Annotated in this window: 18 protein-coding genes and 1 other RNA gene; 16 read left to right on the top strand and 3 right to left on the bottom strand. The window is 35.4% G+C overall.

Going from position 1 to position 20,454, the window contains the following annotated elements; genetic code table 11:
* Positions 1-47 precede the first annotated feature (47 nt).
* The 3 genes from NTX22_10625 to rnpB form a co-directional block, all read right to left on the bottom strand.
* The gene (locus tag NTX22_10625; protein ID MCX6150969.1) at positions 48-785 is read right to left on the bottom strand and encodes a YebC/PmpR family DNA-binding transcriptional regulator; all 738 of its coding nucleotides are present in this window, start codon (positions 783-785) and stop codon (positions 48-50) included.
* 15 nt (positions 786-800) lie between these two features.
* Complete coding sequence (gene recJ / locus NTX22_10620) at positions 801-2,552, bottom strand: single-stranded-DNA-specific exonuclease RecJ (protein MCX6150968.1); 1,752 nt, start codon at positions 2,550-2,552, stop codon at positions 801-803.
* 32 nt (positions 2,553-2,584) lie between these two features.
* Positions 2,585-3,024, bottom strand: an RNA gene (gene rnpB, locus NTX22_10615) — RNase P RNA component class A.
* A 272-nt stretch (positions 3,025-3,296) separates the two neighbouring features.
* Here rnpB and NTX22_10610 point away from each other — a divergent pair.
* The 16 genes from NTX22_10610 to NTX22_10535 all read left to right on the top strand — a co-directional run bounded on the left by NTX22_10610 (position 3,297) and on the right by NTX22_10535 (position 20,421).
* Complete coding sequence (locus tag NTX22_10610; GenBank protein MCX6150967.1) at positions 3,297-3,701, top strand: hypothetical protein; 405 nt, start codon at positions 3,297-3,299, stop codon at positions 3,699-3,701.
* A 160-nt stretch (positions 3,702-3,861) separates the two neighbouring features.
* Positions 3,862-7,260, top strand: a complete 3,399-nt coding sequence (locus NTX22_10605; GenBank protein MCX6150966.1) for a CusA/CzcA family heavy metal efflux RND transporter — start codon at positions 3,862-3,864, stop codon at positions 7,258-7,260.
* A 1-nt stretch (position 7,261) separates the two neighbouring features.
* Complete coding sequence (locus tag NTX22_10600) at positions 7,262-8,656, top strand: TolC family protein (GenBank protein MCX6150965.1); 1,395 nt, start codon at positions 7,262-7,264, stop codon at positions 8,654-8,656.
* Between the two features lie 8 nt (positions 8,657-8,664).
* Positions 8,665-10,008 carry an efflux RND transporter periplasmic adaptor subunit gene (locus NTX22_10595; protein ID MCX6150964.1) on the top strand — a complete coding sequence of 448 codons (1,344 nt, stop codon included), beginning with the start codon at positions 8,665-8,667 and terminating at the stop codon, positions 10,006-10,008.
* A 55-nt stretch (positions 10,009-10,063) separates the two neighbouring features.
* Complete coding sequence (locus tag NTX22_10590; GenBank protein ID MCX6150963.1) at positions 10,064-10,462, top strand: hypothetical protein; 399 nt, start codon at positions 10,064-10,066, stop codon at positions 10,460-10,462.
* A gap of 99 nt (positions 10,463-10,561) precedes the next feature.
* Complete coding sequence (locus NTX22_10585) at positions 10,562-12,085, top strand: T9SS type A sorting domain-containing protein (protein MCX6150962.1); 1,524 nt, start codon at positions 10,562-10,564, stop codon at positions 12,083-12,085.
* Positions 12,086-12,520: 435 nt separating this feature from the next.
* Positions 12,521-12,847, top strand: coding sequence for a hypothetical protein (locus NTX22_10580; GenBank protein MCX6150961.1), 327 nt, complete (start codon positions 12,521-12,523; stop codon positions 12,845-12,847).
* A gap of 144 nt (positions 12,848-12,991) precedes the next feature.
* Positions 12,992-13,351, top strand: a complete 360-nt coding sequence (locus NTX22_10575) for a sulfite exporter TauE/SafE family protein (protein MCX6150960.1) — start codon at positions 12,992-12,994, stop codon at positions 13,349-13,351.
* A gap of 26 nt (positions 13,352-13,377) precedes the next feature.
* Positions 13,378-14,109: a hemerythrin domain-containing protein gene (locus NTX22_10570; protein MCX6150959.1), complete on the top strand. Its 732-nt coding sequence runs from the start codon at positions 13,378-13,380 to the stop codon at positions 14,107-14,109.
* Positions 14,110-14,113: 4 nt separating this feature from the next.
* Positions 14,114-14,683, top strand: coding sequence for a LuxR C-terminal-related transcriptional regulator (locus NTX22_10565; protein ID MCX6150958.1), 570 nt, complete (start codon positions 14,114-14,116; stop codon positions 14,681-14,683).
* 131 nt (positions 14,684-14,814) lie between these two features.
* Complete coding sequence (locus NTX22_10560) at positions 14,815-15,051, top strand: FeoA domain-containing protein (GenBank protein ID MCX6150957.1); 237 nt, start codon at positions 14,815-14,817, stop codon at positions 15,049-15,051.
* A 10-nt stretch (positions 15,052-15,061) separates the two neighbouring features.
* A complete protein-coding gene (gene feoB / locus NTX22_10555; protein MCX6150956.1) occupies positions 15,062-17,164 on the top strand; it encodes a ferrous iron transport protein B in 2,103 nt (700 codons plus the stop codon).
* A gap of 369 nt (positions 17,165-17,533) precedes the next feature.
* Positions 17,534-18,346, top strand: coding sequence for a hypothetical protein (locus tag NTX22_10550; protein ID MCX6150955.1), 813 nt, complete (start codon positions 17,534-17,536; stop codon positions 18,344-18,346).
* A 171-nt stretch (positions 18,347-18,517) separates the two neighbouring features.
* Entirely contained in the window at positions 18,518-19,093 is a 576-nt protein-coding gene (locus tag NTX22_10545) for an acetate uptake transporter (protein ID MCX6150954.1), read from the top strand.
* Between the two features lie 205 nt (positions 19,094-19,298).
* A complete protein-coding gene (locus NTX22_10540) occupies positions 19,299-19,841 on the top strand; it encodes an ORF6N domain-containing protein (GenBank protein ID MCX6150953.1) in 543 nt (180 codons plus the stop codon).
* A gap of 133 nt (positions 19,842-19,974) precedes the next feature.
* The gene (locus tag NTX22_10535) at positions 19,975-20,421 is read left to right on the top strand and encodes an NfeD family protein (GenBank protein ID MCX6150952.1); all 447 of its coding nucleotides are present in this window, start codon (positions 19,975-19,977) and stop codon (positions 20,419-20,421) included.
* The last annotated feature ends 33 nt before the right edge of the window (positions 20,422-20,454 follow it).

Raw genomic sequence — 20,454 nt, 5'->3', positions numbered from 1 at the left:
GATTTCTGTTTTCCGAATTCTGATTTCTATTTTCTGATTTCTGTTTTCTATTGAATCACTCCTTCGTCAATATCGGCATTAGAATACACATTTTGAACGTCATCATTATCTTCAAGAGCTTCAATCAGCTTCATCACTTTCTCAGCATCTTCACCGGAAACAACAACAAGATTTTTTGCAACTCTTTGTATCGAGGCATTTTCTATTGCCAATTTTTTATCAACTAAAGCTTTTCTAACTGATTCAAACGATTCCACTGATGTTTGAATAACAAAAATTTCTTCCTCAGTTTGAAGATCATCTGCACCGGCATCAAGAACTATTTCCAGAATGTCATCTTCGGTTTTATCCTGTAGTGGTAATGTAATAACACCTTTCTTATCAAACATCCAGGCAACAGAACCCGCTTCACCCATATTACCGCCGCTTTTACTAAACATATGGCGTACTTCCGCTACCGTTCTTTTTTTATTATCAGTTACAACTTCAACCAAAACAGCAATTCCCGCTGGAGCATATCCTTCATACATAATTTCTTCATAATGAACACCTTCGAGTTCACCTGTTGCTTTTTTAATAGCTCTTTCAATATTATCAGCCGGCATATTTGCTGCTTTAGCGTTATCTATTGCTAATCTTAAGCGTGGGTTTCCATTGGGATCACCACCACCATCTCTTGCAGCAATTGTAATTTCTTTAATTAGTTTTGTAAAAAGTTTTCCTCTCTTTGCATCTAAAGCTCCCTTTTTTCTTTTTATAGTTGCCCACTTTGAATGCCCGGACATTTTTATTCTCCTTAATTAAATTTCTAGTTTCAATTCTTCTTTTAAGCTGCTTAATTTTAGTTTTACTTTTATATCTCTAAGTCGCAGTTGAGGAAAAGTTCTTCCATCGCGCTCAGTTTTTTCAATCGTGAACGCAATATCCAGCAAATTTTTGTCTTTATCAATAAGCGAAGCAAAACTTCCAAGATTAAATCCAATTGTATCAAATATTTTGTCTGTTCCATTCTGCTTTATCATAATTACAATATGGTTCGATCCGACAATTCTTGGAGCATAAACCAATTCAACATTTTCAACAATAAAGATTGGACGCATATTACCCGGTCCGAATGGTGAAAACTCATCCAGGATTTTTAAAAATTTTGGTGTAATTTCGGAAAGTGTAATTTTATCATCAATTAAAAGTTCAGGATTAACATCCCCAGGATTAACAGTATTTTTTACAATCCTGTTAAACTTCTCCTTGAATTCTTCCAACTTATTTAATTCTAATGCTAAACCTGCAGCGGCTTCGTGTCCACCGAATTGAAGCAGCAGATCTTCACACTGTTTAAGCGCTTCATAAATATTAAAACCAACAATACTTCTTGCAGAACCTTTAGCTACTCCATCCACAGTAGTTAACATTACTGTTGGACGATTATATTTTTCCACTAAACGAGAAGCTACTATTCCAATAACTCCCGGATGCCAATTTTCTTCGTGCAAAACTATTGCAATGTCTTCATCCAGATTTATTGAACTTTCCACCAAACTAATAGCATGGGAATAAGTTAGCTCATCAATCTTTCTTCTCTGATAATTTTCTCCCTCAAGCACTTCTGCCAGTTTAATTGCATCTATTTTATCATCTGTAATAAAAAGATCAACAGCACGGATTGCATCACCCAATCTTCCAACTGCATTTATCCGTGGAGCAATTGTAAATACAACATGTCCGGCAGTTAAATTACCGGGTACCATGCCAGCACTTTTTATTAGTGCAGCAATACCAGGTCTTGGATTAGTGTTTACTAACTCCAATCCTTTTTTTACAAGAATTCTGTTTTCATTTGTAAGCGGAACAATATCAGCAGCTCCGGCTATTGCTACAAGGTCCAAATACTTGTGGGGCAATTCGTGCTTGCCAATCCGCTCGCAAATAGCTTGTGCAAGCTTAAAGGCAACTCCAGCACCTGACAAATGCTTATAGGGATAATTGCAATTTGGCTTTAATGGATCAAGAACTGCAAATGCGTCAGGAATTGAATTAGCTGGTTGATGATGATCGCAAATGATCATTTCCATTCCAAGAGATTTGGCATAAATTGTCTCATCAATTGCAGTAATACCGCAATCAACAGTAATTAGTAAAGATGTACCTTTGCTTTTTATTACATCAATTCCAGCTTTGGATAAACCATAACCTTCAGTTAATCGGTTGGGAATATAAATCTCCGCATTCCCGCCAAGATCTTTTATAAATAAGTAAAGCAGCGCAGCAGAACATGTTCCATCAACATCGTAATCACCATAAACATAAATAAGTTCATTGCTGGTAATTGCTTTAATAACACGAAGTGAAGCTTCTTCCATCCCGTTCATTAAAAACGGATTGTTCAATTCATCCAGAGTGGGTCTAAAAAATGTTTTAGCTAATTGATAGCTGGTAATGCCGCGGGCAGCAAGAAGGTTTGCTAATACATTAGAAATTTTTAATGAATCGGTAAGTAATTTAATAATATTTTCATCAGCACTTTCTCTAAGTTTCCACTGTTTTGGTAACATTGTATGGATTCCAAAAAGTAGAAAAAGAGCATAGGTTACTCACGTCTATAAGCCGAATTTTGTAATCCCGATGTTAATCGGGACGGTAATTATTTATCTAGATCCAGGATTGCTCCGGGATTCAAGCGATCTACCCGGAAAGTATTTAAGGCAAACGCCTATCTCCCGATCGAAATCGGGATACTTTCCTACTTGATCTTGCTCCAAGTGGGGTTTGCCGTGTCCCGCAAAATGCGGGATGCCAATGTTATTGACACCCCCGGTATTACTACCGGAGCGGTAGGCTCTTACCCTGCCTTTTCACCTTTATCCCAATTAAAACTTGGTTTTAACCGGGAAAGTATTTTTTCTGTGGCACTTTCCGTATCCCGATATATACCGGGACCCCGGGCGTTACCCGGCACTTTTTTCTTGGGAGTTCGGACTTTCCTCTCTTCCGATAAATCGGGACAGCAATTACCCAACTTGAGTTACCTATGTCCTATCTTTCTACTTAATTTATTTTTTATAACTTGTTAATTACTCTTTAAAGGATTTCATAGTGTTAAGAATAAAATTTCATCATCGAACTGAACGAAATATAAGAAAAATAAAGTGGTAATTCATTAACCATTTAAGGCAAATTTATTGGCGGATTAAATTTCATTGACCAAGTTGTAAAGTAACAGGAACTTAAATTCTAAAATATTTGTATTAGAATAAGTAACTTGACTTAACAAACTGTAATAAGTAATTTTTAAGCAGATGCACAAGATTAGCAAACATATTGTCGTGGTAGTTTTACTTCTCTTTACTTTTTCTTCAACTGGAATTCCGGTTGTTGTGCATTTCTGTCATCTGATGGGGAAAGTATCATTAAAATCCTGCTCAATGTGCACTGTAAAATCAAACACTGAAAAAGAAATTAAGTTTTCCGGAATAAACGACTGCTGCAATAATAAAATTGCTGCCTCTCCGTTAACAGAAAACTATCTTTCTTCAAAATTTTCCCAAGACCAAATTAGGATTTCTGATATCATCACATTTCCTCTTGATGTTAATTATGCTAATAACAATTACACTCAAGATAAAATCAATGTTTTGGAAAAATCTCCTCCAATAATTCCCGGGAATTCTCTATTCATTCTGAATCTCCAATTAGTTATTTAAAATTCATTTATAAAACATAAATCTCTTTTAGGTGAAAAGAAGTTTTTGCATACAACGGCAAAAGTTTACTTAAAAGATTGGTATTTAATTAATGTTTTAAAATGGCTTTGGCTGGTTTTACCCCTTTACATTTCCTCAGTCTTAGCATTTGGAGTAGACAATGATCGAAAAAATAATTGAATGGAGTTCGCAAAACAGATTCATAGTAATTCTAATTTATGTACTCGTCATCGGGTTCGGTATTTACAGTGTAATTAATTTGCCAGTTGATGCGATACCAGATCTTTCGGAGAATCAGGTAATCATTTTTACAGAATGGATGGGGCGATCTCCGGAAATAATTGAAAACCAGGTTACATTTCCAATTGTATCTGGTTTGCAAGGATTGCCTCATGTAAAAGCTGTTCGTGCAACTTCAATGTTTGGAATGTCATTCGTCTTTGTAATCTTCGAAGATGGAGTTGATACATACTTTGCACGAACCCGCGTTTTAGAAAGAATGAACACTGTTCAGGCACAATTACCTTCCGGTGTTGTTCCTTCTCTTGGTCCGGATGGAACCGGCGTTGGACACGTATATTGGTATACTGTTGAAGCAAAAGGATATGATCTTGGTGCACTTCGTGCAGTTCAGGATTGGTATATCCGTTACAAACTTTCTTCTGTTGATGGAGTTGCGGAGGTTGCAAGCATCGGTGGATTTGTAAAACAATATCAGGTTGATGTTAACCCGAATGATTTACGCGCTTATAATTTAACAGTTGCTGATGTTGTAAATGCTGTTCAAAGAAGCAATAACGAAGTTGGCGGGAAAATTTTGGAAATTAGCGATGCTGAATATTTTGTCCGTGGACAGGGTTACATTCAATCTAAAGATGATATAGAGAATACAGTTATAAAAACTTCTTCTAATGGAATTCCAGTTCTAATTAAAAATGTTGCATCGGTTTCTTTAGGAGGCGATATAAGACGCGGCGCGTTGGAAAAGAACGGTGAAGGAGAAGTTGTTGGTGGTATAGTTGTTATGCGAACCGGTGAGAATGCTCAAAAAGTTATTGACCGAATTAAAGAGAAGATAAAAGAAATCTCCCCCGGACTTCCACCTGGAGTTGAAATAATAACTTCGTATGATAGAAGCACCCTGATTAAAGAAGCTGTTGGAACTTTGGAAAGAGCTTTGGTAGAAGCATCAATCACGGTTTCTATAATGGTTATGATTTTTCTTCTTCACTTTAGAAGCATTGTAAGAATTCTTATTGAGCTTCCAATTTCAATTCTAATTGCATTCATATTAATGTACCTCTTCGGAATCTCCTCCAATATAATGTCCCTTGGTGGAATAATCTTAGCAGTTGGAGTGATAGTAGATTCCTCAATTGTTCTGGTGGAAAACGCCTACCGCAATCTTGCTAAAGCGTTGGAGGAAAAGAAACACCTGCCTGCCGGTAAGCAAGGCTTAACGCCGGATGAATACAAAAGAATTTCAATTGATTCTGCAAAGCAAGTCGGTAGAGCAATTTTCTTTTCAGAATTAATAATTCTGGTTTCTTTTCTTCCGGTATTTATGTTAACCGGACAGGAAGGAAAATTATTTCATCCATTGGCTTACACAAAATCTTTTGCACTAATCGGATCTGCATTGGTGGTTATTACTCTAATTCCAGTTTTAATGACGATGCTAATGCGCGGCAAGTTCAAGCCGGAAGATAAAAATCCAACCACGCGCTTTTTCATTAAACTTTATGCGCCGGTAATTCATTGGGTGCTTAAACACAGAAAAATTACAATTGCAATTAATGTAATCGCTCTTTTAATAACTATTCCTATGATACTAAATACGGGCAGTGAGTTTATGCCCCCACTTGATGAAGGTTCAATTCTTTATATGCCGGTAACTTTGCCCGGCGCTTCTATTGCTGAGGTGAATAGGATTTTACAGGAACAGGACAAAATTATAAAATCGATTCCAGAAGTTCATCACGTATTAGGAAAAACCGGACGTGCTGAAACTGCAACCGATAATGCCCCATTGAGTATGATCGAAACGATTATTTTGCTAAAACCAAAAAGTGAGTGGCGACCCGGTATTACAAAGCAAGACATCGTTGCAGAACTTGATTCCAAATTACAAATACCCGGTGTGCGTAACGGATGGACTCAACCGATCATCAATAGAATCAATATGCTTTCCACTGGTGTAAGAACGGATATTGGATTTAAAATATTCGGTCCTAATCTCGATACCCTAGAAGCTTACGCAATAAATGCAGAAAAACTATTGAAGACAGTAAATGGAGCTGCAGATGTTGTTGCTGAAAGAGTCCAGAATGGTTATTACTTGGACATAAATGTCAAACGCGATATTGCTGCACGTTATGGTGTTAACATCCGCGATCTTCAGGATATAATTGAAACTGCTATAGGCGGACAAAATCTTGGAATTGTTATAGAAGGAAGAATGCGCTTTCCAATTAGAATGCGTTATCAAAAAGATTACCGTGATAACATAGAAGAACTGAAAAGCCTAATCGTACCTGTTGCATTATCAAACATGCCTGCCGGACAGGCAGGTCCAATGGCGGCACAATCTTCCTCAAGCTCTATGAGCGGTGGTGGAGTTGGAAAAGGCAACTCAGGCGGTATGTCTTCTTCAATGGGAAGTTCAAACCAGGCAAGCATTATTCCCCAAGCATCTAATACACAAAATGATTTTTCGCTCACGAGTGTAAATCAAAATGCCGTTACTTATTTACCTCTTTCTGAATTAGCTGATATAAACTTAGTAACCGGTCCGCCAATGATAAGCAGCGAAAATGGAATGCTCCGATCAATAGTTTTTATGAATACACGCGGACGTGATATGGGCAGCGTAATGGTTGATGCAAAAAAAATAATTGAAAATGGATTGAAACTTCCCGCAGGTTATTCTTATACGTGGAGCGGACAATATGAAAGCAAAGTCCGCGCACAGCAGACAATTGAAATTATTATGCCGGTTGTATTCCTGATAATCTTTTTCCTTCTCTTCTTCACTCTTAAAAATTATGTTGAAGCCGGAGTTGTAATGCTCTCTGTTCCTTTCGCGCTTATCGGTGGAATGTATATGATCTACATTCTTGGTTACAATTTTTCAGTTGCTGTTTGGGTTGGATTTATCGCTTTATATGGCATTGCAACGGAAACCGGTGTTATAATGGTTGTTTATTTGCATGAAGCACTCGACAAAAAATTACGTGCGCATCAAAAAGGATTACGCGGACCAATTACAAATGAAGATATTTATGATGCAACCGTTGAAGGTTCCGTTCTAAGATTAAGACCAAAGTTGATGACTGTTTTTACAGCAATGGTTGGACTAATTCCGATAATGTGGTCTACCGGAACCGGTTCCGATGTTATGAAACCGCTAACAGCGCCAATGATTGGCGGCTTGCTTACAAGTGCTATTCACGTTCTTGTTGTTACACCAATTCTTTTTACAATGATGAAAGAACACGCACTAAAAAAAGGAACATTAGAATTATCTAAAATGGCTGATTGGATGAAGGAGGGAGAATAAAATGAATGTAGAATGTAGAATGAAGAATGTAGAATTTAGAAGTAAGAAGTCGGGGGTCAGGAGCCAGAATTCTTTTTGGTACTCTGTGCAATCTCTGTGCATTTTGTTGTATGCTCCTCTATTATATATTAGTTTGTCTGCTACTTCATATTCGCAGTCTGTTGATTCCTTGGTAAATGAAGCGGTAAGAAATAATCCGCAGTTGAAATCATTGCAATACAAAATTACTGCATCAGAAAAGAGAACCGAGTCAATCAACACTCTTTCAGCGCCAAATTTGTCCGTTGAGTTTTCTCAAGTTCCAACAAGCTCAATAGATATTCTCAATCAATCCATTTCAAACAACTTTGCTCTATCGCAAATGTTTCCAATTGGCGGAAAGTTGAATGCAATGGCAGAAGTTGAAAAGAAGAATACTTTGGTGGAAGGAAATAATTATGAAATATATAAGATCAATCTTACTGCACAAGTAAAAATGTCTTACTATTCACTTTGGCTGATTGATAGAAAAATAGAAGTTCAAAAGAAAAATATTTCTTTCATAAATGAGGTTGTCAAATCGATTGAATCATCTTACTATACAAACAAGATCAATCAAGCAGACGTTCTTACACTACAAAGTGAAATTGCCTCTAACGAAACCCAGCTTTTGATTCTGGAAAAACAAAAAGAGGCTGAGATTTATAAACTCAACAAACTTCTCGGGCGCAATCTTGATTCAAAAGATGTTTATGTAGCTGCAGATTTTTCTGTTGATACGCTTTCTTCTTCTCAATCAAAATTGGAAGAGTTGCTCGGTTATTCTAATCCATCACTAAAAAAAATGGGCAGTATGATTGAAATGAACAAAGCAATGATTAATGCAAACAACCGTGAGTTAATTCCAGACTTAATGGTTCAAGGAATGTTTATGCGAATGCCGATGGGAATGATTCTAACTTCAAAAAATTATTTGGCTATGGATTGGATGGAATCACCTAAGACCGAGTATATGTATTCATTAATGTTCTCCATCAATCTTCCGTTTGCTCCTTGGTCAATAAATAAATACGAGGCAAAGGAAGAAGAGTTATATGCCGGAATCAGCAGCATTGAGTTTGAAAAAAACGATATGCAGCGCGAGATGACATCTCAATTGAAAGCAACTCTTGTTAAATATAATACTGCTGTTGATTTATCAAAACTCTACAGAGACAAAGTAATTCCGCTTTACAGCAAAGCAGCTGAATCGCAAGTCTCGGCATTTCAAAATAACAGAACCAGCGTTACAACCGTAATTGATTCTTACCGAATGTTATTAATGCAGCAGATGAATTATTATATGTCTCAAGCCGACATGCAAATGTCGCTAGCGGAGATTGAAATGATGGTTGGAACAACACTCAAAAAGTTTTAGGTGGTAACATGAAAAATATTAGAAGTTTAAATAGAGGAACAAAAATGAAAACAGCCAGATATTTATTCATTCCGTTTATTACCATTTTTCTCGTTTTATCCGGATGCTCAAAATCGGATGATAGAGGCAAGCATGAACACACAGTAGTAAAACAAAAAGATTATTGGACCTGCACCATGCACCCACAAGTTCATATGGATAGACCCGGCGCCTGCCCGATATGCGGAATGGATCTTATCAAAAAAGTTGCAGATGAAAATGAAGAACCAGTAAATGATAAAGATATGTCTAATATGGTTACACTCAGCGCTAAAAAAATGATTCTCGCAAATGTTTCCACAATAGTAGTTAAGAAAGAAAATCTTCAGGAACAAGTAACCGCTTACAGCTATTTGGATTTTGTTGAAAACAATCGCAAAACAATTTCGGCGCGGTTCAACGGAAGGATAGAGAAACTGTTGGTTGATAAAACCGGAGATTATATTAAGAAGGGTCAGCCATTATTTGAAATTTACAGTCCTGATTTAGTGCAAGCGCAGAATGAATATATAATTGCATTAAACAATTCATCATACTCGATTTCTCTTTTGAAAGCAACTAAAAAGAAATTGGAAATCTTAGGATTGACTTCAGAACAAATTCAAACACTTGAGAAAACAAGAGAGATAAATATTACTCTAACATACTTTTCTCCAATTAGCGGAACAGTGATTGAAAAGAAAGTGCAGGAAGGAGTATATGTGAATGAAGGTACTGAAATTTATGATGTTGCTGAACTTTCAACTCTCTGGAATGTTGCTGAGGTATATGAGAAAAATTTATCAAATGTAAAAGTTGGGAGTCCGGTCAAACTACGCTTACGTGCTTATCCTGGCGAAGAATTTAACGGAAGAGTTACCTTCATTTATCCGGTAATCAACTCTCAAACCAGAACCGTAAAAGTAAGAAGCGCATTTTCAAGCTACGGCGGAAAGCTAAAACCACAGATGTATGGCGAAACTGTTTTTAATCGCGCAAGCGGACAAGGCTTACTTGTTCCGGCGGATGCGATTATATTTGCTGGAAAGAGAGCGGTTGTTTGGTCAAAAACTGGAGACCTGCCTACCGGTCAGGCAGGTGGAATGTTCGAAGCCCGAAGTGTTCAAATTGGTAACCGATTCGGAGATAAATATCAAATACTCTCAGGTTTAAATGAAGGTGATGAAATCGCAGCAACCGGCGGTTTCTTGATTGATTCTGAAAGCCAACTTAAAACCGGAATGCCAACCGGTCATCAGCATGGTGGTTCAACTTCAACAGAGCAAAAGAAGTCTTCATCAGATGATATGAAAGGAATGAACATGACAAAATAAAAATTAAAAACGTTAAAAATAAAATACATTGTTTAACAAAAAAAAGGAGTAATAAATGAAAACGACGAATAAATCATTTTCAGTCTTAACTGTACTATTAATGTTCGCTTTAATAACTATGGCTAATAATAGTGTCAGTGCAAAATCATTTGGTGACACCACAAAAACCAAAAAGATGGAAATGAAACACGGTATGCACCATCATATGGGAATGAAAATGGATATGAAGGGAAATAAAATGACAGATACAACCGGAATTATCCATGAAGGAGTAATTGATTTGAAAGTAATTGATGCAAATAAGGATGGCAAAGTTTTCCAGGACCAAATGCACTGGAATGTTATTTCAGATAAAGCAGGAAAGTGCCCGCTTTGCAAAATGACTTTAAAGGAAGTTACACTTAAAGAAGCAAAAACGAATCTAAAGAAAAATGATTTTAAGGTTAAGCAATAGAAAACAATTCTTTACTTTAAAGAAGCGAATTGTCTATTATATTTTTTTGAGAAAGGCAAGGTTGTATTTGAATTATTATTATTTATTAAAGGAGAAAAAATGAAAAAGCTATATATAAATTTGTTACTATTTATACTGGTTTCAGCAATTCCAGTTTTTGCCCAAACAATGATGGGCGGTGGAACAGGCTTTATGTTTCCTGATACATTAAAACAAGTTACTCTATCCGGCAAGATAACTGTTGATACACTACATGTAATGCCTATTTATTATCTTGATTTAAACGGGGACGAAACAAATGAATACTATCTTAACTTCGGTCCCATTTGGTATAAACCGGATAATTCTACTGCAACAAGACCAAAGAATGGAGATCAGGTAACAATTAAAGGTGGGCAGCTCGACAGTATTATGAATATGGGTGGTTTGCCGATGATAATAGTATATCAAATCAACGGTCAGCTATGGAGAGATCCATTTGATCCAATGTGGAATGACTTTGGCGATAGTACACATATGATGGGACACCACTCCGGTAATTGCATGGGTTATGCTTTTGGTTCAAATGGCACAAACCCACACAAGGTAACCATAACCGGCTTAGCATTAGTGGATACAACTTTTTTCATGAATCAATATTACCTTGATGAGAATAATGATGGGAAACCGAATTATTATTTGAATTTCGGTCCATGGTGGTATGAACCAAATTCCGGAGTTATCAGACCAAAGAACGGTGATGCAATAACAATAGTTGGCGGTAAGTTACAATCGTCCGGATTACCAGTAGTAATTGTGTATATGATAAATGATAAAGTATGGCGGGATTCAACATTAATTGGAAAAAACTTCGGCGGCGGATGGATGCACAAAAACAAACCAAATGATAAAGTATTTAATCCATTTGATGAGAATGATTTTATGATGATGGATAGTGGTTGGAATATGGGTGGAATGATGTCGGATTCTTTATTCGGTAGAATGCTGGAATTAAATCCTATTAATATTCCTAACAGAAATGGTGAACATATTTTTAAGGGATATGAGTTCGGGATGTTTAATCCAAAAGGATCAAACGGAATGATGCAAGGTGGTAGTTGCGGAGGCATGATGAATTTCGGTTCAAGCAGTCACTTCCAATTCCATTTTGATGATAAACAGATGCAAGCTTACGGTACAGATAAAAATACTATTAAAGTTAAGTACTGGGATGATCAAAACAGTAAATGGAAGGTTATATCTGATGCAGTTATTAATTTAACTTCTAATACTGTTACATTTTCCACCAACCAGATGAGCAGTTTTTATATTTTAACTTCTGATAATGTAACTGGTGTTAAGAATACTGAAATCATTCCTGGTGGCTATTCACTTAAACAAAATTATCCTAATCCGTTCAACCCTTCCACTACAATTGAATTCGAAACAAAAAACAATTCATTTATCAACCTAAAAGTTTATAATGTATTAGGGCAAGAAGTTGCAGTACTAATAAATAAACAAATGGAAGCCGGACTACACATAGCAAATTTTAATGCTGGTGCTTTATCATCCGGAATTTATTTTTATGAATTGCGTGTTGATGGTAATAGCTTAATTAAGAAGATGAATTTGCTTAGATAAGTTTAAAGGACAGACAGAAATGTCTGTCCTTTTTAAAAATACAATTTGGAATAAAAATAATTTTTCATTCGGATTGGTTAAATCTGATGGTAAAGAAATAAAAGTTCAACCTGAAAATAAATTTTGCAGATTCTTTTGCTTCAAATATTAATATTAACTGCTCCAGAAAATTAGTTGAGTAAATTAAGTAAGGATTATAAAATCTTTTTAGCAAAAAGTACATCTAACTGATGTAAACAACGGAAAGAAAATTATTATTTATTCTTAATCAATCGGAGAAAAAATGCAGTGCGAACCAAAATCAAAATGTTCTACTTTTGGTAGCTGGATTTCATTAATTATTGTAATTGTAATGTTGATTGTTGTTTTAACAAATTATAAGTTCTAAAAGAATATATTGTTTACAGAATATTTATTTATTCAAAGGAGACAAATATGAAATCAGGAAAAATATTTTTTATAGTTGTTGTTCTAATAGCAGTTAATTTATTTATTGATGGTTGTGGGCAAAAGAAGGATGAGCAGGCAATTAAACAAACGCAAATTGAGAAAAAGACTGATGATAAAATAGTCCGCGAAGGAATTATTGATGTTGCCGCAATTGATGTGAATAAAGATGGAAAAGTTTATGAATGCCCAATGGATTATAACGTCATTGATGATAAGCCTAATACTTGCCCAACTTGTAAAATGAATCTGGAAGAATTTACTGTTGCAGAAGTAAAAGAGAATCTTGCTAAAACTGATTACAAAGTAAAATGATGTATGATGGTTAATAGTTGATGGATGAAAGAAACTTAATAAATTCGATTTTATCCATTATTCATCAAACGTCAAACATCAAACATTTGATTACTTTTTATTAACTTTGCGTTCAAAGAATAAATTATTATTTATGGAGAAAACATGGATATAGCTATTCTATTGTTAATCGGTTTAGCCGCAGGAATATTAAGTGGTTTTTTAGGTGTCGGCGGTGGAATTATTATTATCCCCGCATTAGTTGCATTGCTTGGTTTTTCACAAAAGCAAGCACAGGGAACATCCATTGGTTTTCTTCTGCTGCCAATTGGAATTCTTGCGGTTCTTAATTATTATAAAGCTGGATTAGTCGACTTGAGGGCAGTAGGAATAATGACAATAACTTTTGTAATCGGAAGCTACTTCTCTTCAAAAGCGGCAATTGATTTACCTGAATACTGGCTTAAGAAAGGTTTTGCTGTCTTATTACTATTCTATGCAATTAAATTATTTTTAGAAAAATAGCATAGTGAAAAATCTTAAGGAATGATATGAAACTATTAACACCAAATGTAAAAATGGCTGATGTAATCCATAGCAATTACTTATTGATACCAGTGGTAAACCGTTTTGGAATTCCTTTGGGATTTGGGGAAAATACCATCCGCACTGTTTGTACAGAACATGGTATTGATATTGATTTTTTTCTTTCTATTATTAATGCTTTCAGCAACGAAAACTACTTTCCTGAAAAGAAAATGCAAACCTTCAATGTTTTAATGATTGTGGAGTATTTAAAAAAGACGCACAAATATTACCGTGAAGTTCAAATACCAATTATTGAAAAGCATTTGAAAGTTTTTTTACAAGGAGCCTCCAGCCGAAATAAAAGTCTTCAGCTTTTAAAAAAATTCTTTTTAGTTTATAAAAAGGAATTGCTAACACACTTGAAATATGAGGAAACTATTACATTTCCATACATCGAAGAAGTTTATAGGTTGTATAATTCTCAACAAAAAAATCGTAAGCAGAAATCTAATCTCAATTATTCGATGAAAATGTATGAGGCGGAGCATGACGAGGTTGACGATAAACTTTACGATCTTAAAAATATTCTTATCAAGTACATCAGCGGTAATTTTGATGAGGTTACATGCAATACAATCATTTTTGAACTTTTCCGACTTGAAAAAGACATAATGGATCATGCGCGCATCGAAACTAATATCCTGTTGCCGCTTGTTACTGAGATGGAAAAATCACTTAACCTAAAGAAGGTGTAAGCCAATGCTTACCAGAAAACATGTATTAATCATTTCTCCAAATCAGTTACTCTGCTTAGGATTGAAAACAATTCTGGAGGATTTTTTTTCACCGGAAAGTATTTCTATTGCCAGCATTTTTGAAAATACAACTCATCATTCTACTGCTGATTATATATTTATGCCTTCTGACGTTTACCTTGCTCATCACAGGTATGTTCAGGTAATCAAAAGTAAGATCATCATTTTTACTAATTATGAAGTTGAAGAACAGTTGCAGGAAGCACCGGATATGTTGAATGTAACACTTACGCAAGAAGATTTGATTGATCGCCTTAAAACTATTTTTCAGAAATATTCAAAAGATAAAAACACAGCTCATCAGGAAGAACTTACTTTACGAGAAACTGACGTGCTTAAACTTGTTGCCCGTGGTTACATAAACAAACAAATTGCAGATAAACTTTCTATTAGTCAGCACACCGTAATCTCCCACCGGAAAAATATTACGCGCAAACTTGGAATTAAAACACTTTCAGGTTTAACTGTTTATGCTCTATTAAATGGCTTGGTCTCCTCAAAAGAAATAGAATAATCTTTTTTTTAAGCAATTTGCTCCTCCAAATGCACAGCCAAAATCACTATAAATGGGGATTGTATCAATCCTATTAAGGATGGTAATTTTAATCCAGAAATATTTTGATATTGACTAATGGAGAATTTGAATTGTTAAGGAAAAAGAAAAAACTTTCTGAAGTTAAAACAGGCACCGATTTTTTTATTAATGAAATTCAATCATCACCGGAAATTTGTCTGCGGTTACGGGAACTTGGATTTACTGAAAATGCCGTTATCCGCAATATTGTAAATGGTTCCTCCCAGCTTATTTGTGAAGTCCACAACACCCGCATTGGTATTCATCATCGTATTGCAAAAGATATTATCGTTTCATCCGAGAATTAATTGATGTGAAATGATCAATATGATTTCGAACAATTCAAAACTTAAATACATTGTTATTATTGGAAATCCTAACTGTGGTAAAACAACAATTTTTAATGAACTAACCGGCCTTCGGCAAAAAGTTGGAAACTATCCTGGTGTTACCGTTGAAAAAAAGGAAGGAAGGATTCCATATGAAGACGGGTTTGAGATTACTCTGCTTGATTTGCCAGGCACATATAGTTTATCAGCAAATTCCCCGGATGAAAAAGTTGTTACAGACATTCTATTAGGAAAACGCACAGATACAACCCGCCCGGATGGTGTAGTTTGCGTTGTTGATGCAAGCAATCTAGAACGTAACCTCTATTTAGTTTCCCAAATTATAGATCAACGATACCCTCTCATCATCGTTCTTAATATGGTTGATGTTGCTGAGCGCGCCGGAATCAAGATCGATATCGAAAAACTTTCTAAATCCTTAGGTGTAAAAGTTATTCCCACAATTGGCAGTAAACGAATTGGAATTAAAGAATTGAAATCTGCATTTCGTTCCGGATTTGCAGTTTCCCCTTCAGTGCGAAAATGGAGTTTACCGGATGCGGTTCGTGAAGAGCAGGAAGAACTTGTTGGACTTCTTATAACTAACGATCATTTACAAGAAGATGTAGCTTTTCATCAAGCAACAACGCTTCTTTCCACACCACGCCAGTTACAGGAATTCAATCACGAAATAACTAAAGAAGTTCTGGATCATGTAAGTAAGGATTATGAAAGATTAAATTCGCTCGGTTATGACCGCCACTCTATTTTTGTTGAGTCGCGATATCAATGGATTCGTTCAATATACAGCGAAGTAAGTACGGCTGGAAAAAGGAAAGTAAATTATACAGATAAGATTGATGCAGTTGTTACACATAAGTTCTGGGGTTACATAATTTTCTTTGTCTTGATGGTTGTAATGTTTCAATCTATTTTTACCTGGGCAACCGTACCGATGAATTTTATAGGTAAAATGTTTGATTGGCTTGGAGTACAAGTTGGAACATTACTTCCGCCGGGAGATTTGCACGATTTAATAATTTTTGGTGTCATCAGTGGTGTTGGTGCAGTTGTAACTTTTCTTCCGCAAATTTTATTGCTTTTCCTCTTTCTCGGAATTCTTGAAGACACCGGATATATGGCTCGTGCCGCATTCATAATGGATCGGTTGATGAATAAAGTTGGTCTACATGGAAAAGCATTCATTCCGATGCTTAGTTCATTTGCCTGCGCCATTCCTGGAATAATGTCAACACGAACAATCGAAAATCCACGCGATAGACTTGTTACAATGCTGGTAGTTCCATTAATGAGTTGTAGTGCACGACTGCCTGTTTATTCACTTCTAATCGCCGCATTTATTCCGGCTACACTTATCTTTGGGTTTTGGAATCTTCAGGGTATCGTAATGATTTCACTGTACCTTCTCGGTTTGATAATGGCATTGGTGATGGCATGGATTTTTAAGAAAACAATTTTAAAAGGAAAAACTCCGCCATTTATTCTTGAACTACCACCATTTCGTATACCATCCATGAAAAGCACTTTTATTCAGATGTGGGAACGATCATTACTGTTTTTAAAACGAGCGGGGACAATCATTCTTGGTGTGTCAATTATTCTTTGGTTTCTTGCAACGTATCCAAAACTGGAACACGGAACTCCATCCGAAAAACTATCCTATAGTTTTGTTGGAAAAGCCGGACATATCATTGAACCAGTAATTAAGCCGCTTGGGTTTGATTGGAAAGTTGGTATAGGAATTTTAACTTCACTTCTTCAAAGGGAAGTTTTTGTTAGTACAATCAGTACAATTTATAATATCCAAAACTCAAATGATAACACAGTTTCTTTACGCAAACAGATTCAGAAAGATATTGATCCCACAACCGGGCTGCCTCTGTTTAACGTACTTACAGCAATTTGCATAATGGTTTATTATGTACTGGCTATGCAATGCATGTCCACACTTGCTGTAATGAGGAGGGAAACAAATGGGTGGAAATGGCCTTTGTTTCAGTTGGGGTATATGACCGCATTGGCATACATAGTTACATTTATTGTTTACCGGGTTGGATTGTATTTTATATGAGGTTTTTATGAACTGGCAGGAAATAATATCCTTTATGCTTGTTGCAATAACAACAGTTATTATGATTCGTTCCAGAATCAAAAGACACAAACTTAGGAAAATACTTCCATGTGCCGGAGATTGTAACTGTACTGCAGCAAAATTAATTCTCTTAAACCAATCGAAAATGAAATAGGCAGCGTTGACATTCAAATAAACAATTGTGTGATGGTTTGCCAATAATTTATTAAGTCACGTTACGCAGCATTTTGAACTCTACCCCAAATCCCCTTCTCTTTGAAAGAGAAGGGGACTAAGGAGATGAGTTTTTTGGCTCAAATATCTAACGATGCGTAACGTGACTTATTAATTAAAAAAAGTAGATGGTAAATGAATCGTTTTTACATATTACTTTTTGTTTTGATAACCTGTGCATCGTTTGCTTTTGCACAACAGTTTTCAGAAGCCATAGAGGATAATTCTTTTTTTATTGAAGAAGCTTACAACCAGGAAGATAGAGTCGTTCAGCATATAACCAATGGTTTGTACAACAGCAAACCTCAAAAAGATTTCACATTTTCATTCACTCAGGAGTGGCCATTCTTTAGTCAAAAGCATCAACTCAGCTACACAATTCCATTCTATAGTTACAATTCCAATTCGGTTTCCGGTATTGGTGATATTCTGGTTAACTACCGCTACCAATTATTTTATAAAGAAGATTGGGCTTCCGCTTCCCCACGCGTTTCCATTATTTTTCCCACTGGAAATTATAAAAAGGGATTAGGAAATGATGTAACTGGAATTCAATTTAATTTGCCGGTTAGTAAAAGGCTAACAAATTATTGGATTGCTCATTTCAATGTTGGATTAACTTATATTCCAAATGCTAAAGGTTATAATACTTTGGGTCAGTCGGTAAAACAGAATCTGGTTTCGTACTTTTCCGGTATTAGTTTAATCTGGTTAGCAAAAAATAATTTTAATGTTATGATGGAATATCTTTTCAATTACTTTGCTGAAATAAACGAAGATGGTAAAACTGTTCATACCAGCGAAAATATTATTAGTCCTGGATTACGTTATGCGATTGATATAGGTGATCTCCAGGTTGTTCCTGGAATTGCTGTTCCAATAAGTATTACTAATGCAGAGGCAAGAACCGGATTGTTTTTATATCTTTCTTTCGAACATCCATTTTGAGTTTCCAACAATTTTTTGGGGGGGATTATTAATAACAAAAAATCAATTGGGGAAAAACTAAAAATTTATTTTACTATCGCAAAAGCCGAAATTGACTTTAACTTGTAAACAGTATATTTTGCCAAGCAATATTTTAACAGCAAAATAATATAAAAAGCAAAGGAGGCTTCAGTGGCGCAGAATGATTCCAGTAAATCAAATTCCAAAAATGAACTGACAATAATTAAAGATACAACGGCAAATCCCGCTCCACTTGGTTTACTTGGATTCGGAATGACAACCGTTCTATTAAATCTTCATAATGCTGGATTCTTTCCGCTGGATACAATGATTCTTGGAATGGGAATTTTTTATGGAGGAATTGCACAAGTTATAGCCGGAATGATGGAATGGAAAAAAGGAAATACATTTGGAACAACAGCTTTTACATCATACGGATTTTTCTGGTTATCTTTAGTGGCATTATTGGTAATGCCAAAAATTGGTTGGGGAACTGCTCCTGATAATATCGCAATGGCAGCCTTCCTTTTACTTTGGGGAATATTCACTGCCTTTATGTTCATTGGCACCTTAAAACTTTCAAAAAAATTGCAATTTGTGTTTGCGTCCCTAACAATACTCTATTTCCTTCTGGCACTTTCTGATATTACCGGTAACACTACAATTAAAACGATTGCCGGCTTCGAAGGATTAATTTGTGGGGCATCTGCTATCTACGCAGCTTTTTCGCAGATATTGGAGAAATAAAAACAAGCAAAACTATTTAGGTATATTTTTTCTACCACCGTTGGATATATAATTTGGAATAACTGACGGTGGTATTAAAATACCAGAATGAAGAACGGAAATATCCTCATCAACCTATAATTCCCTTTCTAATTGTGTCCATCATTTATTCTTTGTAATTTTCTTAGTGTTATTAAACATTTTTAAAACTTTTGGGGAAATATTTATGAAATCTAAGCACAACACAACTGAACTTCTTATTAATATCGACACAATTATTTTTAATCTACGCGAAGAAAAAGTAATCTTAGATTTTGATTTGGCGAAAATTTATGGGATTCCCACCTACCGTCTTAATGAAGCAGTTAAACGTAATCGTGAGCGGTTTCCTGAAGACTTCTTATTTCAGTTAACAAAGGATGAGTATAATTCTTTGAAATCGCAAATTGCGATGTCAAAAACTGGTCGAGGTGGCAGACGTACATTTCCCTATGCTTTTACAGAACATGGAACAATTATGGCGGCAAACGTCTTGAATAGTCATAGGGCAATTCAAATGAGTCTATTCATTGTAAGAGCTTTTATCAAAATGCGTCAAACATTTTCAGCAAGCAAAGTTTTATCCAACAAGTTGGAAGAGTTAGAAAAAAATTTGACTGACCGATTAAACATTCATGAAAAAGCAATTTTGCATATACTTGATGAAATTAAAAAACTTATGCCGCCACCTTCTTTGCCTGAACCAAAAAGAAGAAGAATTGGATTTTGATAACTTGTGAAAGATAAAACAAGAAGCACAAAATTTCAGATATAGCTATACTAATTGTGTCCATCATTTATTCTTTGTAATTTTCTCTTGGTATTATTTATGCGTTATCAAAACAAACTAACTGGGAGTTATTATGGATTGGAATAATCCTGCTATAATCTGGTTTATCATTGGTTTAGTTTTATTTCTTTTAGAATTAGCCGTTCCAGGATTAGTTTTAATGTTTTTTGGAATGGGGGCATGGTTAACCGCATTGCTATTTCTGGTGTTTGGTTTTTCAATCGATGTTCAACTAATGGTATTTATACTTTCTTCAGTTTTATTTTTAGTTACGCTTAGAAAATATGTTAACAAACTTTTCAGCGGAAAAAAACAAACTGAAATCAACAAAGGTGAAAATCAAGAGGATTATATTGGAGAAACTGTAATTGTTGTTGAAACAATCTCTCCACCCAAAAAAGGAAAAGTTGAACTGCATGGTACTTATTGGAATGCAGATGCTGATAATGAAATTAAAGCGGGGTCAACCGTGGAAATAATCAGCAAGGAAAGTTTAACTTTAAAAGTAAAGACAGTTTAAATGGAATACTTTCGGATCATTCTTGCGTCAATT

This window comes from Ignavibacteriales bacterium, from assembly GCA_026390815.1.
Classification (GTDB): domain Bacteria; phylum Bacteroidota; class Ignavibacteria; order Ignavibacteriales; family SURF-24; genus JAPLFH01.
The sequence above is the reverse complement of the archived record's forward strand: the minus strand, read 5'-3'. Positions and strand labels throughout refer to the sequence as shown.